The sequence below is a fragment of the Embleya sp. NPDC020886 genome, from assembly GCF_044333915.1.
Classification (GTDB): domain Bacteria; phylum Actinomycetota; class Actinomycetes; order Streptomycetales; family Streptomycetaceae; genus Embleya.
On sequence record NZ_JBIRRX010000023.1, the window covers coordinates 55422 to 70720 of the forward strand.

General features: G+C 70.9%; 11 protein-coding genes. 6 read left to right on the forward strand and 5 right to left on the reverse strand.

Annotated features, from left to right (window positions below):
* Positions 1-68: 68 nt before the first annotated feature.
* From ACH4U8_RS42880 to ACH4U8_RS42890, 3 genes are all read right to left on the reverse strand, one after another.
* The gene (locus tag ACH4U8_RS42880; RefSeq protein ID WP_395783852.1) at positions 69-2603 is read right to left on the reverse strand and encodes an ABC transporter permease; all 2535 of its coding nucleotides are present in this window, start codon (positions 2601-2603) and stop codon (positions 69-71) included.
* Between the two features lie 11 nt (positions 2604-2614).
* The gene (locus tag ACH4U8_RS42885) at positions 2615-3439 is read right to left on the reverse strand and encodes an ABC transporter ATP-binding protein (protein ID WP_395783854.1); all 825 of its coding nucleotides are present in this window, start codon (positions 3437-3439) and stop codon (positions 2615-2617) included.
* Between the two features lie 261 nt (positions 3440-3700).
* Positions 3701-5302 carry a flavin monoamine oxidase family protein gene (locus ACH4U8_RS42890; RefSeq protein ID WP_395783856.1) on the reverse strand — a complete coding sequence of 534 codons (1602 nt, stop codon included), beginning with the start codon at positions 5300-5302 and terminating at the stop codon, positions 3701-3703.
* A 141-nt stretch (positions 5303-5443) separates the two neighbouring features.
* Between ACH4U8_RS42890 and ACH4U8_RS42895 the strand changes: the two genes are divergently transcribed.
* The 4 genes from ACH4U8_RS42895 (at position 5444) to ACH4U8_RS42910 (ending at position 10870) form a co-directional block, all read left to right on the forward strand.
* Positions 5444-6046, forward strand: coding sequence for a TetR/AcrR family transcriptional regulator (locus ACH4U8_RS42895; protein ID WP_395783858.1), 603 nt, complete (start codon positions 5444-5446; stop codon positions 6044-6046).
* A gap of 320 nt (positions 6047-6366) precedes the next feature.
* On the forward strand, positions 6367-7356 hold the full coding sequence (locus ACH4U8_RS42900) for an NAD(P)/FAD-dependent oxidoreductase (RefSeq protein ID WP_395783859.1): 990 nt from the start codon (positions 6367-6369) through the stop codon (positions 7354-7356).
* Between the two features lie 270 nt (positions 7357-7626).
* Positions 7627-9930: a M20/M25/M40 family metallo-hydrolase gene (locus ACH4U8_RS42905; RefSeq protein WP_395783861.1), complete on the forward strand. Its 2304-nt coding sequence runs from the start codon at positions 7627-7629 to the stop codon at positions 9928-9930.
* A gap of 196 nt (positions 9931-10126) precedes the next feature.
* Entirely contained in the window at positions 10127-10870 is a 744-nt protein-coding gene (locus ACH4U8_RS42910; protein WP_395783863.1) for an SDR family oxidoreductase, read from the forward strand.
* Between the two features lie 431 nt (positions 10871-11301).
* On the opposite strand, the gene ACH4U8_RS42915 is transcribed toward ACH4U8_RS42910, so the two are convergent.
* Positions 11302-11943, reverse strand: coding sequence for a TetR/AcrR family transcriptional regulator (locus ACH4U8_RS42915; RefSeq protein ID WP_395783865.1), 642 nt, complete (start codon positions 11941-11943; stop codon positions 11302-11304).
* Between the two features lie 271 nt (positions 11944-12214).
* Between ACH4U8_RS42915 and ACH4U8_RS42920 the strand changes: the two genes are divergently transcribed.
* Complete coding sequence (locus ACH4U8_RS42920) at positions 12215-13654, forward strand: MFS transporter (RefSeq protein ID WP_395783867.1); 1440 nt, start codon at positions 12215-12217, stop codon at positions 13652-13654.
* A gap of 506 nt (positions 13655-14160) precedes the next feature.
* Here the strand turns inward: ACH4U8_RS42920 and ACH4U8_RS42925 are convergent.
* Positions 14161-14622, reverse strand: coding sequence for an SDR family oxidoreductase (locus ACH4U8_RS42925; RefSeq protein WP_395783869.1), 462 nt, complete (start codon positions 14620-14622; stop codon positions 14161-14163).
* On the opposite strand from ACH4U8_RS42925, the gene ACH4U8_RS42930 reads away from it, so the two are divergent.
* Positions 14615-15205, forward strand: coding sequence for a helix-turn-helix domain-containing protein (locus tag ACH4U8_RS42930; RefSeq protein ID WP_395783871.1), 591 nt, complete (start codon positions 14615-14617; stop codon positions 15203-15205). The genes ACH4U8_RS42925 and ACH4U8_RS42930 overlap by 8 nt on opposite strands.
* Positions 15206-15299: the final 94 nt, after the last annotated feature.

Consider the following 15299-nt stretch of genomic DNA (forward strand, 5'->3'; position numbering starts at 1 on the left):
GTCGGCTGAGTTGACGGAGCAACGAGTGCTGACCGCTCCGGCCGGTGGTCGGAGCCGGGGCCGCGCGTTTAGTCGGTGCGCAGCGCGGTGAGGACGTCGAGCCTGGCTGCGCGACTGGCGGGCCAGGCCGCGGCCAGGACGCCCACGATCGCGGCGAGGACGAGGAAGAGCAGCATCCTGTCCCACGGGATCACCACGGTCAGGTCCTTCGTGGAGCGGGCCATGCCCTTCACTCCGCCGACCCCGGCGACCAGGCCGAGGAGCACGCCCAGGAGGCCGCCGAAGAGCGAGATGATCAGGGATTCGAGCCGGATCACCCTTCGGGTGCGCCGCCGGTCGAGCCCGATGGCGCGCATCATGCCGATCTCGCGGGTGCGTTCGAAGACGGACATGGCCAGCGTGTTGACCACGCCGAGCACCGCGATGACGATCGCCATGGACAACAGCCCGTAGACGATGTTGAGCATGATGTCGAAGAGCTTGTTGAAGTCCTTGCGCACCTCCTTCGCCGTCTGCACGTTGACGGCCGGGCTGTTGCCGACGGCCTTGCGCAGCGCGTCCCGCATGCCGTCCTTGGACCGCGGCGCGACCTTGGCGAGGACGAAGTCGTCGCCGACGACGTCGATGTGTGGCGACAGCGTCTGCAACGACACGGTCAGGGCACCGAGCAGTGGTGCCTCGTCGTAGATTCCGCCGATCGGCAGGCGGGTCTGTTGTCCGTCGGGGAAGGTGACGGGAACGGGCGTCCCGATGCGCCACTTGCGGTCGTCGGCGGTCTGCTTGGACACCAGCAGTCCCGTCGCCAGGGATTGCGGGCCGCCCTGGGTGAACCTGGTCGCGAGTACCGAGAACGCGTTCGCCGGGTCGACGGCGGTGAGCTTGTGCTCCTTGCCGTCGACGGTCACCTGTGCCTCGCGCACGGGGCTGACGGCGGTGACGCCGGGCACCTTGGCGATCGTGGCGGCGATCTCCGGGGTGAGCGTCTGCCCGTCGGAGGACGAGCTGAGCACGAACTCGGCGGTGATGCCCTTCGACAGGGTGCGGTCCACGAGTTGTTTGAGCGACGTGCTGAAGATGGTCAGCGAGGTGACCAGCACCATGCCGATCATCAGGGCGGACGCGGTGGCGGCGGTGCGCCGCGGGTTGCGGGCCGCGTTCTGGTACGCGAGCCGGCCCTCGACCGGATGCACGCGTTGCAGCAGCGCGCCGAACAGCCGCACCGCCGGCGTGGCGATGAGCGGGGTGAGCACGATGATGCCGACCAGGACGATTCCCGCACCGCCCATCACGGTGAACACCTTGGCGTTGCCGGTCGCCGAGCCCTTGATGCCCGCGAGCAGCACGATCCCGCCGAGCGCGAGGGTCAGCACACCGGCGATGTTGCGCCGGCGCAGACTGGAGGTGCTGGGCGGCAGGCTGGTGCGCAGCGCCGCGACGGGCGGGATCTTGGCGGCTCGGCGTACCGGCAGCCAGGCGGCGAGCAGGGTGACGCCGATGCCGACGGCCAGGCTCCACAGGGCGGTTGCGCCGGTGACGACGGTCGGTCCCGGGGTGAGGTCGGCGCCGATGTTGTTGAGGATGCCGCGCAGGCCGACCGCGAGGCCGATGCCGATGACGAACCCGGCGAGTCCGGCGACGACGCCGACCGCGAGGGCCTCGAACATCACCGATCGGGTCACCTGTTTGCGGGTGGCGCCGATGGCGCGCAACAGCGCCAGTTCGCGGGTGCGTTGGGCGACGAGCATGGCGAAGGTGTTGGCGATGATGAAGCTGCCGACGAACAGGGCGATGCCGGCGAAGACCAGGAGCAGTGTGCGCAGGGACGCGATCTCCTTGTTCACCTTGTCCCGGTCGTCCCGGCGCAGCGTGTCCCCGGTGAGGGCTTCGGCGCCTTTGGGGATCAACGGGGCTGCCGCGGCCCGCAGTTGCTCCTGCGACGTGCCCGGTTTGGCGTTCAGGCGCAGTTCGCCGTAGACGCCGGGTTCGAGGTAGAGCTCCTGGGCGGTGGCGGTGTCGAGGAGGGTGAGTGAGCCGCCGGCCTCGACGGCGGCGCTGTCGGTGGTGAAGACGCCGACGACGCTCACGTCGAGGACGGGTCCGCGGGCGACGATGCGGATGCGGTCGCCGACCTTGTATCCGGCGGCCTTGGCGGTCTCGGTGTCGAGCGCGACTTCCCCTGCCTTGGCGGGCAGGCGGCCGGCGGTCAGCGTGTAGCGCGGGTCCTTGCCGTCGCGGTCGGGTACCGCGTTGGCGCCGGTCGCGTTGGCCTTCTTGCGGACGAGCTTGCCGTTGCGGTCGACGACGGCGGTGAAGCCGGTGACGTGGCCGGTGACCGACGCGGTGCCGGGCAGCGCCCGGAGTTTGGCGGCGAGGGGTTCGTCCAGGGGTGGGGTCTGCAGGTGTTCGAGGGCGTACTTGGTTCCGCGGACGTCGACCGCGATACCGCGGTGTTCGCGCAGCGCGGCCTCGGTCATGGCCTGCTTGAGGGTGTCGCCGAAGACCAGGACGGCCGCCACGAACGCGACGCCGAAGACGACCGCGAGCGCGGTGAGGGCGAGCCGCACCTTGTAGGCGACGAGGTTGCGGAGGGAAGTGCGAAGCACGGTCGCGTCCTTCAGAGGGGGAGGGCGGAGACGGCGGCGGATTCGTCGGGTTTCCGGTTGAAGCGGCGCATGCGCTCCAGGACCCTGTCGGGGGTGGGCTCGGCCATGTCGTCGACGATGCGTCCGTCGGCGAGGAACAGGACGCGGTCGGCGTAGGAGGCGGCGACGGCGTCGTGGGTGACCATCACGATGGTTTGGCGGGACTCGGTGACCGAGGCGCGCAGGAAGTTCAGGACCTCGGTGCCCGAGTGCGAGTCGAGGTTGCCGGTCGGCTCGTCGGCGAAGATGATCTCGGGGCGTCCGGCGAGGGCGCGGGCGCACGCGACGCGCTGTTGCTGGCCGCCGGACAACTGTGCGGGTTGGTGGTCGAGGCGGTCGCCCAGACCGACGGTCTCGACGACCTTGTCCAGCCACTCGGGATCAACGTGTCGTCCGGCGATGTCCAGCGGGAGGGTGATGTTCTCCAGGGCGGTCAGCGTCGGCAGCAGGTTGAACGCTTGGAAGATGAACCCGAGTCTGTCGCGCCGCAGGTGGGTGAGCCCGTCGTCGTCGAGCGACGCGAGTTCGATGTCGCCGAGCCGCACGGAGCCGCCGGAGATCGTGTCCAGACCCGCCATGCAGTGCATGAGCGTCGACTTGCCGGAGCCGGAGGGGCCCATGATCGCGGTGAACTCGCCGCTGCGGAAGCCGACGGACACATCGTCGAGGGCACGAACCTCCGTCTCCCCCTCGCCGTAGACCTTGCGCAGACCCGTGGCGACGGCGGCGTAGGGCGCAACCGGAGCGGAGGGTGGGCGAACTGCGGGGACGCCGCGGGTGTGGCGGGGTGTACTCATCTGGTTCTCCATCGGTGGTGCCCGCGCCTCGATCGAGACGCGGGCTCGGCCCGTCCCGGAGGACGGACGAATAGTAGATCGACCAGTCAGTCGAATTTATGAGCGGGGTTCGTCACGGACGTCAACCCACGGGCTATGAGCGGGTCATCTTTGAGGCGGATGGGAACCGTCCCGCCGTACGCCACGAGTCGGGCCCGCATCGGTTGGTCCCGTCCGTCGGCGTCGCGCGGGGTCGGACGTCACGCCGCATCGCGGCGCGCCTCATGTCGCCAGGGCGCGGGCGTGTACCTTCTCGACCGCCTTGCGCGCCGAGACCATCGAACCGTGCTGCCAGCCCAGCATGTTGCTGAGCCAGTCGCCGGCGTAGAAGACCCGTCCGGTCGGCTCGGTGAGCGGCCGGAAGCGCGGGGTGTTGACCACGCCGTTGTTCTGCGTGTCGGCCGGCTGCCAGCCGCCTTCGATGAACGGTTCGCGTCCCCACATCACCGACAGCGAACTCGCCAGTTCCGTACGGGCCTTGGCGCCGTGGACACGGACGTTGCGGTTCACCGCTTCGGCCGCCCGTTGGGCGGGAGGCAATCCCTCGATCGTGGTCTCCGCGCGTTCGAAGTAGGCCACCATCACGCCGCGTTCGCCGCGGTAGTCGGAGGAGGGGTACCACAGCGACCCGTCCTCGCCGTAGGAGGTGAGGCCGCCGTGGATCGCGAAGTCGTCCTCCCACCATCGATTGCGGTACTCCAGGCCGATCTTGCCGGGAAACTCCGCCAGGAAGCCCCGCAGCAGGGCGGTCGCCTCGGCGGGCAGTCCGGCGATGCGCGCGGCCACCCGGGGAGGCGTGGTCACGATGCAGTACTCGACGTCGAGCACGCCGCTCGCGGACCCGCGATACGCCAGTCGCGTCCCATGCGGACCGTCGGTGATCGAGGTGACCTCGACCCCACATCGAATGCGCCCGCGGCCGATGTGGTCGGCCAGGGCCTCGACGATGCGGTCCATGCCGCCGACCGGCTGAAGCAGCGTCGACGCCATGTCGAACCCGGCGTCGAGGTACCAGTGCCGCGACAACTGTTCGGTGAACACCCGGTCCAGCGAACCTCGCGGCGGCAGCGGCACGCCGGGTGCTCCGGCGGCCCCGGGGTTCACCGCGAACCCGCGCCGCCGCGGGTCGCCCTGGTGGACCAAGTCGTCGCCGAGGTCGCCCATCGTCTTCAGGAAGCCCAGCAGACGTTCCTTGTCGGCCGCGCTCAGCTCGCGATCGAGCGCGCCCTGGTTGGTCACCTTGGCCAACAACTCGGCGACCACGCCGTACGCGTCCGCCCGCGCGGTCTGGAACCTCGGCTTGTCGGAGCTCTTCGGATCGAACACGAACGTGTTCGTGTTCGATATCGCGAACACCTCCAGAGGCACCCCCAGTTCACGGCAGTAGTCGGTGCTGACCGACCACTGCGGCAGCATCGCCGGTCCGGCGTTGAAGTACTGGCCGGGCGCGAAACTCGCCCGTTGCGTCACGCCCTTGATGTCGGTCAGCGTGTCGCCGCCGCGCACCGTCAGACTGCGCCCGCCGATCCGCGGACGGGCGTCCAGCACGGTCACCTCGTGGCCGGCCTTGCACAATTCGTACGCGGCGGTCAGCCCGGCCACACCCGCACCGACCACCGCCACCCGGGCCGGACGACGGCCCGTGAGCGTGAAGTCGGACGCGCGCGGCGCACGGAACGGCGGCGCGGCGGCGCTCGCCGACGAGGGCGCGAGTCCCAACGCGCCCATCGCGGACAGCGCCGCCCCGGCGCCTCCCACCGCACCCACGGTCTGCAGGAATCCTCGGCGGCTGGTCGGCCGGCCGAACTCTCGGGAATGGTTCATGTACGTCTCTCCTCTGCGACGAGGGCATCGATGATCGGACGAGCCCATAGATTCATTGATCGACCCGTCGGTCTATTATTAGGGCAGGCGCCCCCACGACGCGTCAACTGGAACGAGCATCCAACAAGAGATGAACACCCCATGCGCACGATCGATCCCGTCAAGCACGCCGCCCAGCGCCGCCGGATCCTCAGGGCCGCCTCGACCTGCTTCGCTGACAAGGGATTCCACCGCACACGCACGGCCGACATCTGCGCACGCGTGGGCATGAGCCCCGGAAACCTCTTCCACTACTTCCCGAGCAAACACGCGATCATTACCACGATCCTCGAACAGGAAGGCACCGAGACCGCCGCCCACCTCACCGAACCGGGAAGCACAGCAGACCCGTTGGCCGCACTCTTCACCCTGGTCGACGCCGCGGTGGCCCTGGCCGCCGACCCCACCTACGCCGTCCTGACCCTGGACACCGCCGCCGAGGCCCGCCGCGACCAGAACATCGGAGCCCTCGCGGCCCGCAACGACCGCCAACTGCGCACCGGCATCGCCGACCTGCTCCGCCGCGCCGTCGCGGCCGGACGAATCGACGACACACTCGACCCGGACCGGGCCGCGACCTGGGTGACCGCCCAGATCGACGGCCTGTTCGCACGCGGCGCAGCCGACCCAGACTTCGCACCACTGGACCGGGCCCCGACACTACACCTGCTGCTCACCCGCTTCCTGGGCGCGGAACCCACGTGAGCCGTCGAGACCGCGGCGGGCACACCCACGTGTATCAAGCCGGCATCGCCGCGTTCCGCTCCTGCGGGCCGATCCCCCGCTCGAACAGTTCGACCAACGCGCCGATCGACTCTCGCGACACGCGAAGTCGGGTTCCGCGCCCGGCAGTCGGACGTTCCCGGATTCTCTCGACCGTGCCGTCGCCGCAATCGAACCAAAGGCCGTGTTCGGCGACCTTCGTTCCGGCCGCACCGCGCCGCAAACATAAGCTTTGCGAAAATAGCAAACCCATTTGCCAACGAGGCGATCCTCGGTGCACGCTCGAGGCGGAGGTGACCGCCGTGGGCAATACGACGGAGGATGTACGCATCATCCCCGCCGACAACGGCGCGTACGACGTGGTGGTCGTGGGTGCCGGTGCCGCGGGACTGAGCACGGCGCTGCTGTTGGCCAGGGCTCGGCGGCGGGTTGCGGTGGTGGACGACGGCAACACGCGCAACGCCGCTCACACGCACGGCTTCGCTTCCCGGGACGGCATGGCCGCGGCCGACCTGCTCGCCGTGGGCCGTGCCGAAATCGGCGGACACGGGGTGGACCTGATCGAGGGCAGGATCGGCCGGATCGATCCGGGTTTCCTGGTCCACCTGGACGGCGGCGCAACCATCGGCGCCCGGCGAATCGTGATGGCCACCGGGCTGCGCGACGAACTGCCCGCCATCCCCGGCGTCCGCGAACTCTGGGGGAGCGACGTACTGTTCTGCCTCCACTGCCACGCACATGAGATACGCGATCGGCCCATCGGTGTGTTGGGCACCCATCCGGGCGCGGTGCGGCACGCCCTGCTGTTGTGCCAATGGTCGTACGACGTCGTCTACTTCCCCCACGACCGGGATCTTGCCCCGCGCGATCGCCGGGATCTGGAGGCGCACGGCGTCACCGTCGCCGAGGGAACGGTCAAGCGCCTGGTGACCGAGAACGACCGGCTGCGCGGCGTCGAGTTGGTTCAGGGCCAGGTCTTCCCGCGCGGCGCGGTTTTCGTCGTCCCGGACACGGTGCCCCACGACACGCCTCTCACCGGCCCGGGCTGCGAGCGGCCCGCCGACGGCTGGGCGCGCACCGACGCCGCGGGCCGGACCGGCGTTTTCGGTATGTGGTCGGTCGGCAACGTGGCCGACCCGAAAGCGCTGGTGATCACCGCGGCGATACAGGGCGCGGCGGCGGCGTTCGCCCTCGACCAGGACCTCGAGCAGGCCGTGGACACCCACGACACGACCACCCGCACGTCCCGAGACGTCCCTCGGCCGATGCCGCAGGTCCCCTTCCCAAGCTGACGTCGCGCCATCCGGAGGGCGCTCCCGTGCAACCGGGGTCGAGCGCCGCCCCGAAGCGCGCCCTTCAACGAAACCGCAGATCCTTCCCTGCCGAGCCTCGCCCGGTTGAACCTCGTCGTGCCCGGCCGTCCCGGCGCTCCCCGCAGCCGGCGCGACCGAGATCGGCTCGGAGACCCGATGCCTGCCGGCCAGGTCCGCGGTGGCACGGCATCAAGCGCGTTCCTCGAGCGGAGCCCCGTTTCCGCCCCACTGCTGCCAGGAGGTTCATCCGTGCAGGTCCCGACCACGATGCGCAAGCGAATACCGGCCCTGGCCGCCCTTGCGCTGCTGCTCCTGACGGCTGTCGCGGCCCTGTTGCCGTTGCGTACCTCCGGGCCCCGGCCGACCTCCGCCCCCGTCGGCGGCTTCTCGGCGGACCGTGCGGTCGCCCGGCTCGACACGATCGCGAAGGTCCCGCACCCGACGGGTTCGTCCGCACAGTCGGACGTACGGAATTATCTCGTCGGCGAGTTGCGGAAGCTGGGACTCAATCCCGAGGTCCAGGCCCGGGTCGCGCCCTCCCACGCCGACGACGCCCCGGCCGTCGTGGGATCCGTCTCCAACATCCACGCCACGATCCCCGGCAGGAAACCCACCGGCCGGGTCGTCCTCGTCGCCCACTACGACTCCGTGCCGATCGCCCCCGGCGCCTCCGACGACGGTGCCAACGTCGCCGCGATCCTCGAAATCGCCCGCGCGCTCAAGACCGGACCGCAGTTCCGCAACGACCTCGAGATCCTGTTCACCGACGGCGAGGAGCAAGGACTGCTCGGCGCTCGGGCGTTCGTCGACGCGGAGGCGGGCACGGACCGAGCCGCCGACCCTTCGCGGACCGTCGTGGTGAACATGGAGGGCCGGGGTCCCTCCGGGCCCGTCGTGATGTTCCAGATGGCGGGCACCGGTCTCGTCCCCGCCGTGCGAGCCTCCGGCGCGTTCACCACGTCGTTCTCTGCGGCGATCTACGACCGACTGCCCAACGACACCGACCTGACAGCCTTCAAAAAGGCCGGCATGCGAGGGCTCAACTTCGCCTTCATGGAAGGCTCCGGGCACTACCACACCGCCCACGACGACATCGCCCGGCTCGACCGCGCGAGCGTGCAGGACATGGGGGAAGCGGCACTCGCAGCGGTCCGACAGCTCGGCGGGACGGACCTCTCGCAAGCCGGTCCGGACGCCACGTACTTCTCCCTGTTCGACACGATCGTGTCCTACCCCGCATGGCTGGTCCTGCCCCTCGCCCTGGCAACCCTCCCGGGCGTGCCTGTGCTGCTGTGGCTCGGCCGGCGCCGTGGGCTCTCCCCCACCGGAGTCGGACGGGCCGCCGCGACCTTCCCGCTCACGCTGATCGGCGCGGCGGTCCTCGGCTCGGCAGGATGGTGGGTACTGAGCCTGGCCCGACCGGACTTCGCGCTCGGCGAAGGCAGCGTGTACCACCTCGGCCGGTACGCGTGGGGCGGGGCGTTGCTGCTCCTGGTGCTGATCGTCGCCTGGTACCGCTGGACCCGCCGCAAGGCGTCGCCTCTGGACGTCGTGACGGGTGTGCTCGGCTGGTTCGCGCTGCTCGCGGTGCTCTGCGCGGTGCTGCTGCCCCAGGGCGCCTACCTCTTCACCTGGCCGGCGTTGATCGGGACGGTCGTCGTGGGCGTGACGTTGAGGTTCACCGGTGTGGACTCCCCATGGCGAGCCGTGACCGGAGCGTTCACCGCCGTACCGGTCGTGGCACTGGTCCTGCCGGTCGTGCTCGTGCTGCTGCCCGCCCTGGGGCTGGCACTCATCGCCGCGCCGCTGGTCCTCGCGGTACTGCTCGCAGCGTTGTTGCCGAGTCTCCTGGAGCCCCTTCCCCCACGCCGGGCGGTCACGGTCGGGATGCTCGCGGTGGCGGTGGCAGCTGCGGGCACGCTGGTCGTGGGTACGGCCCTCGACGGGTACAGCGCCGACGAGCCTCGACCGGTCAGCCTCGGATACGTCCTGGAAGCCGACACCGGCAAAGCCACCTGGGTCAGCCTCGGCGACACCTCCCAGCCCACCGTCGGCAGGCTCCTCACCGGTGAATCGGCACGCTACGACGACCGCGTCCCCTCGCTCGGCGACGTGACACTCGCGAACGGAGCGGCCAGGACCGCACCCCTGGACACACCGTCGATCAGGAACACCTCGGTCGTCGAGGCCGACGGCGTACGAACGATCCGAGTCCGTATCCAGGCCCCCGCCGACGCCCACACCATCGAGGTCCACGCCGACACCGGCGCCCACGAGATCCTCGACGCCACCGTCGAGGGCGCGAAGCTTGCCGGTGGCGGACGGCCGGGGGGTGGCTGGTCATGGAGCTTCAGCTACGCCGCCCCGCCCGCCGACGGCATCGACGTCGTCATCCGCGTCCGCGGCACGGGCGCCCTGCCACTACGCGTGATGTCCACCGCCGTCGGCCTGCCGAACGGAGCCGAAGCGCCCGCCCTTGCCGCGGACGAAAGCTGGGCGAGTTGGCCGTCGATAGCCGGACAGACCTTCGTCGTGAGCACCTTCCGGCTTTGACCACACCCCGCCGGGGCCCGGCCCACGGATCCCTCCCGTTCCGGCTGTGACCAGGAGAATCCACTTCGGCGAAGGGCCCAAGGGTGCGCCGGATCGGCGCCGTCGGAAAACCGACGGGCGGCATCACAGATTTCATGGAGCCTTCTTGGTCCGTGATACATCGGAACACATCAAAACGAGAGAAGGAAAGATCATCATGCGCATCGCCATCGCCGGCGCGACCGGGAACATCGGGGCCCTGACCGCCACAGCCCTCGCGAAGTGCGGGCACGACGTCGTGCGGATCAGCCGCTCGCTCGGCGTGAACCTGTCGACCGGGGACGGGCTGGACGACGCACTGACCGGCGTCGACGCGGTCGTCGACGCGACCAACGCGCCGGTGACCGACCGAGCCGGGACGGTGGCGTACTTCGGCACGACCACCCGGAACCTGCTGGCAGCCGAACAGCGGGCCCGCGTCCGCCACCACGTGCTGCTCTCGATCGCGGGTGTCGGTCGAAACGAGGGCAACGCACACCACTTCGGCAAGCGCGAACAGGAACGCCTCGTGGCCGCGGGGCCGGTGCCGTGGACCATCGTCCCGGCCACCCAGTTCCATGACTTCGCCGCGACGGTGACGAGTTGGACCGAACATGACGGGGTCGCCGAAGTCGCGCCGCTGCTCGTCCAGCCGATCGCCCCTGCGGACGTCGCCGACGTCCTCGCCGAGATCGCGGTCGGCGAGCCCCGGGGACGCTACGTCGACGTGGCCGGGCCCGAACCGCAGGACCTGGTGGACATGGCCCGGCGCACCAACGAGGCACGCGGGCGCACGGTGAGGCTCGTGCCGACCTGGTCGTCGGTGTTCGACACGTCGATGGCCGGCGACGTGCTGCTCCCGGGCGAGGGCGCCCGCATCGCACCGACCACCTTCGACCAGTGGCTCCGGGAGGAGCGGTAGCGCCCCTGCGGGCGCCTCGGTTGTCGCCTGCCGAAGCGTCGCGTCGCGGTCGGCGGTGGGGTTGTGCTCGCGGGTGCTCCTGCGGTCGGGGGTGGCAGCGGTTCTCGGCGGCCACCCCCGACCGCGAATTCGCCGTCGAGCGTCGGGGCGCGCAGGACGTGTTCCTGAACGACCCGAACCGGTCGTGTCCGCGAACCACGCTCGGCGTCGGGCGGAGCGTTGCCGCCCGCCGCGCCGACGCCCGGTTCAGCGCCCCGACCGGACGCCGTCCGGGAGCGGATCCGCCGATCCGCCCCCGCGTGCCCCGTCCCTGAATGTCATCTCGAAAACCCGGCTCTCCCGCGCCTGCGCGCCGCTCACGGACATGCCCGAACGTTCGGACACCACCTCCCCCGGGGCGGCGGCGGAAGGCGGTTCTCGGCGGTGGGGGTTCAGGGGTGGACGTGTGGGCGTTCGTACTGCGCCCGCCAGGAGGGCGTGGCCACGCCGGACATGACGATCATCACGATGTCCTCGGCGAGGGTGTCGGTGATCGGGAGGTGGCCGAAGAGCGCCCGGTAGTACGTGGTCGAGGCCAGCAGGTCGAGGAGTAGGTCGAGATCGGCGTCGGGGCGGATGTCGCCGCGATCGATGCCTCGGCGCAGGGCGGTGGCCGTGGCGGCGCGGCGGGGGTCGAAGAGGCGGGTGAAGAAGGTTTCGGCCAGGGTCGGGTCGGCGGCGATGTCGGCGACCAGGGCGGGCCACACCCGCCGGGTGCCGGGGCCGGCGAAGGTGGCGGTGAGGGTCGCGATGCCGGCGATGAGGTCGCAGTGGGTGCACCCGGTGTCCGGGGTGGGGGTGTCCCCCATGGTCGCCAGGAGGGCGTCGACGATCAGGTGGCGGCGCGACGGCCAGCGGCGACGGATGGCCGGCTTGGTGGTGCCGGCGCGTACGGCGACCGCCTCCAGGGTGAAGTCGGCGTAGCCGCCTTCCTCGAGGAGTCGCATGGTGGCCGCGAGGACTGCCTCGTCGATGCGGTGGTCGCGGGGGCGGCCCCGATTGGTCGGGATCAGTCGGGTACCGGAGCTGGCCATGGTCACGAGTATAGTGCGGAGCTACTATCGTTCCGTTCCGCAACGGAACATAATTCACGACCTGGAGTCGACCTTGTCAGCCGAGCTGCGGCGCGACCCGATGCCGCCAACGACAGTCGAACCGAAAACGGACGGGACATGCATGGGAATGCCCGCGGGGCTCCGTCGGACGGAGGGAGAGGGGACGGCTTCGCCTCCGGGATCGGGAACGGCCCAGCCGCCGGCGATCACCGGCGGCGGCGTTGCCCCCGACCCTGCGGAGCGCGCGGCGGTGTGGGATCGCGGACATCGGGCGCTGTCGTCGGGGTTGTTGATCTCGGTGGGCCTCGTCGCGTTCGAAGCCATGGGTGTCGTCGCGATCATGCCGCACATCGCACGGCGGCTCGGCGGAATGGAATCGTACGGCTGGGGCCTGTCCGCGTTGATGCTCGCGAGCATCCTGGGCGCGGTCGTCGCCGGTGCGGCCGGAGACCGCGTGGGCCCGCGCCGGCCGCTCGCGGTGGCCCTCGCCCTGCTGGCGGCGGGTTGCGTGGTCGCCGGTGTCGCGCCCACGTGGTGGGTGTTCGTGGTCGGCAGGTTCGTCCAGGGGCTGGGGGTCGGCGCGATCATGGGTCTGGCCTACCTGGTGATCGGCCGGGCCTACCCTGATCACCTGCAAGCACGCATGGTGGCACTCACCTCCTCGGCGTGGACACTGCCCGCGCTCATCGGTCCGGTGATCGCGGGTACGCTCGCCGATCGGCTCTCGTGGCGTTCGCTGTTTCTCCTCCTGCCGATTCCGATCGCGCTCGCGGCCCTGCTGACGCTGCCGGCGCTCCGTGCGCTGGGCGGCTCGGCTGGTTCGACGGCGCCGGGGGCGAGCGGGGATGCCCCGGAAGCGGTGGGCGATCGGGCGGGGGCCGCGGACGCGGCCGGCGAGGCGGGCAACACGACGGGGCGGCGGCTTCGGGACCTGGCATCGAGTCTCGTGCTCGCCTTGGGGATGGCGCTGATGATCGTCGCGTTCGAGTTGGCCTCGTTGGTGCCGGTGCTGCTCCTCGCGTCGGTCGGCGCGGTCGTCGCCGTGCTCTCCTATCGCGCACTGACTCCGGCCGGAACCACACGCGCCCGACGCGGTCTGCCGGCCGGGATCGCCATGCGATGGCTACTCGCGGGGGCCTACTTCGGGGCGGACACCTTCCTTCCCCTGGGGCTGACCGAGCTGCGCGGGTTGAGCACCGTCGAAGCCGGATTCGGGCTGTCCGCGGGCGCGTTGACGTGGGTGGCCGGCTCCGCGCTCCAGGCGCGCTGGGACGACCGGTACGGCGCGCGGCTTCGTCCGACGCACAGCGCGGTCGGCAGCGTCGTGCTGTTCCTCGGCATCGCGATCCTGGCCGGCGCCGTACTGGTCGACGCCGTACCGCCGTTGGTGGCCATACTGGGCTGGGCGATCGGCGGGTTCGGAATGGGCATCGCGTACAACGCCGCCTCCGCCGCGGTCCTCGCCCAGGCACCGACCGACCAACAGGGCCGCACCGGTGGGGCGCTCCAGTTGTCCCAGACCTCCGCCGTCGCCGCGCTCAGCGGCCTCGGCGGCGGCGCCGTCGCCCTGACCCACGACCACGGCGCGGGCATGGGTACCGCGCTCGGCGTGACGTTCGGACTGACGGCGCTGCTCGCCTTGGCGGCCGTGGCGGTGTCGAGCCGTATCAAACCGCCGACCGAGGGCTGAGAGCCGGCCGGTCGGGCCGGGGGACGGACGGGGGCGGTGGTGAGGGTGCCGAACGGCAGGAGCGGCGGGACCTGGTAGAGCGCTTCGTCCGGGACCGCGTCCGGGTGTGGATGGGCTGCGACCTTGGCCCACCCGTGAACAGGAGTTCACGGGTGGGCCTCGGGCACGCAGTGCACATGGGGATCGGGTCGGGCGGCGACCACCGGCGGGAGCGGAGGCTGCCGAAACCGTCCGCCTCCTCGTCGTTGCCCTCGAAAATCGGGGCGGTCGGCCGGCCCGAGGTCACTGGTGTCCGGAAGCGTGATCGCCGGCGGCGCGGCCGGGACGGTGGTGGCCGGCCGGGGTGTTTCCCGAGAGCTGGTGACGCGGCGAGGTGGTGATCTGGGCACAGACGATGCGGTAGCGCGGACCGGCCGCCACCGGGGGCGGCGCCGGCCCGCGGAACCGCGACGTCGGATGGATGCTTGAGGTCCCGAGCGCGGGATGTGGGACGTCCGCAGAGCGGGCTATGCGCGGGTTCGGACGGTACCGCCTGTGCAAGGGAGGATCTGGCCGGTCAGGGACGGGAGGCGGGGGTCGCCGAGGAAGGCGATGGTCTGGGCGACGTGGTGCGGTGTGGGTTCGGTGAACCCGTCCTGGGGTGGTGCCGCCACTGCCACCGCGTTGACCGCGAGGCCCACCGGGCCCAGTTCCCGAGCCGGGGACTTGGTCAGCACGATCGTCGCCGACCCGATCGTCGCGTCGATGGTGGCGCCCGCCTCCCCCGTCAGGCCGCGTGCGTCGAGCACGTGCACGATCCGTCCCCCGCCTGCGGCGGCCAGGTCCCGTCCCGCCGTCTGGGCCAGGGCGAACACCGCGGACAGCCGTCGCTCGACGGCGGCCCACCAGGTCGTCGGGTCGGTGTCCGCGAAGTCCGCGGCCGACGCCGGCTCCGTGCAACTGGCCGCGTTGGGTACCGCGTTGGCCACGTCGTATCTGGATCTGCGCGGGCGCGACGTGTACGCGCTCGTGCCCGTTACGCCCGGCTCGCCGACGGCGGATCCGGCGGCGGCGAATCGGCTCGGGTGGACGCTCGGTTTCAGCGCACCGTCCACCACGGCCGACCTCGCGGTGGCAGCCAATCAGGCCGAGCGCGCATTGCGGCACGCGCTCGCGGCTGGGGTGCCGTCCCGGCGGCAGCAGGACCGGGATCTGAGCGTGCACTCGCTCGTCCCGGCGGCGGACTCGACCGCCCTGGCGCGCGCCCGATTCGCGGCGCTGGTCGATGCCCCCTCGCCCGGCTACGACGTAATGCTCGAAACCCTGCGCACGTGGCTCGCGCACCACGGCAGTTGGGACCGCGCCGCAACCGCGCTCGGTCTGCACCGCAACACCGTGCGCCGACGCGTCGCGAGGATCGGCGATCTGCTGGACCTGGACCTGCACGACTTGGACGTTCGAATGGAACTGTGGTTCGCCCTCCACTGGCTACCGAAGGAACGACCGAGCACCGAGCAGGCGCCGCCCGCGGCGGGTTCGGACAGTCGGCAACGGAGGAACATACATCCCTGATCGACGGGTGAACAGGCGCGGCTGTCCGAACGCTCTCGAACCCGACTCCGTCAACCGCTCGCCGGCGAGTCCGCCGAACCGGCCGAAGAACAAT

Bases quoted from the DNA above. Each gene is read 5' to 3' on its own strand.
- ACH4U8_RS42885 (WP_395783854.1), bottom strand. From the start codon at position 3,439: ATGAGTACACCCCGCCACACCCGCGGCGTCCCCGCAGTTCGCCCACCC.
- ACH4U8_RS42890 (WP_395783856.1), bottom strand. From the start codon at position 5,302: ATGAACCATTCCCGAGAGTTCGGCCGGCCGACCAGCCGCCGAGGATTC.
- ACH4U8_RS42895 (WP_395783858.1), top strand. From the start codon at position 5,444: ATGCGCACGATCGATCCCGTCAAGCACGCCGCCCAGCGCCGCCGGATC.
- ACH4U8_RS42910 (WP_395783863.1), top strand. From the start codon at position 10,127: ATGCGCATCGCCATCGCCGGCGCGACCGGGAACATCGGGGCCCTGACC.
- ACH4U8_RS42915 (WP_395783865.1), bottom strand. From the start codon at position 11,943: ATGGCCAGCTCCGGTACCCGACTGATCCCGACCAATCGGGGCCGCCCC.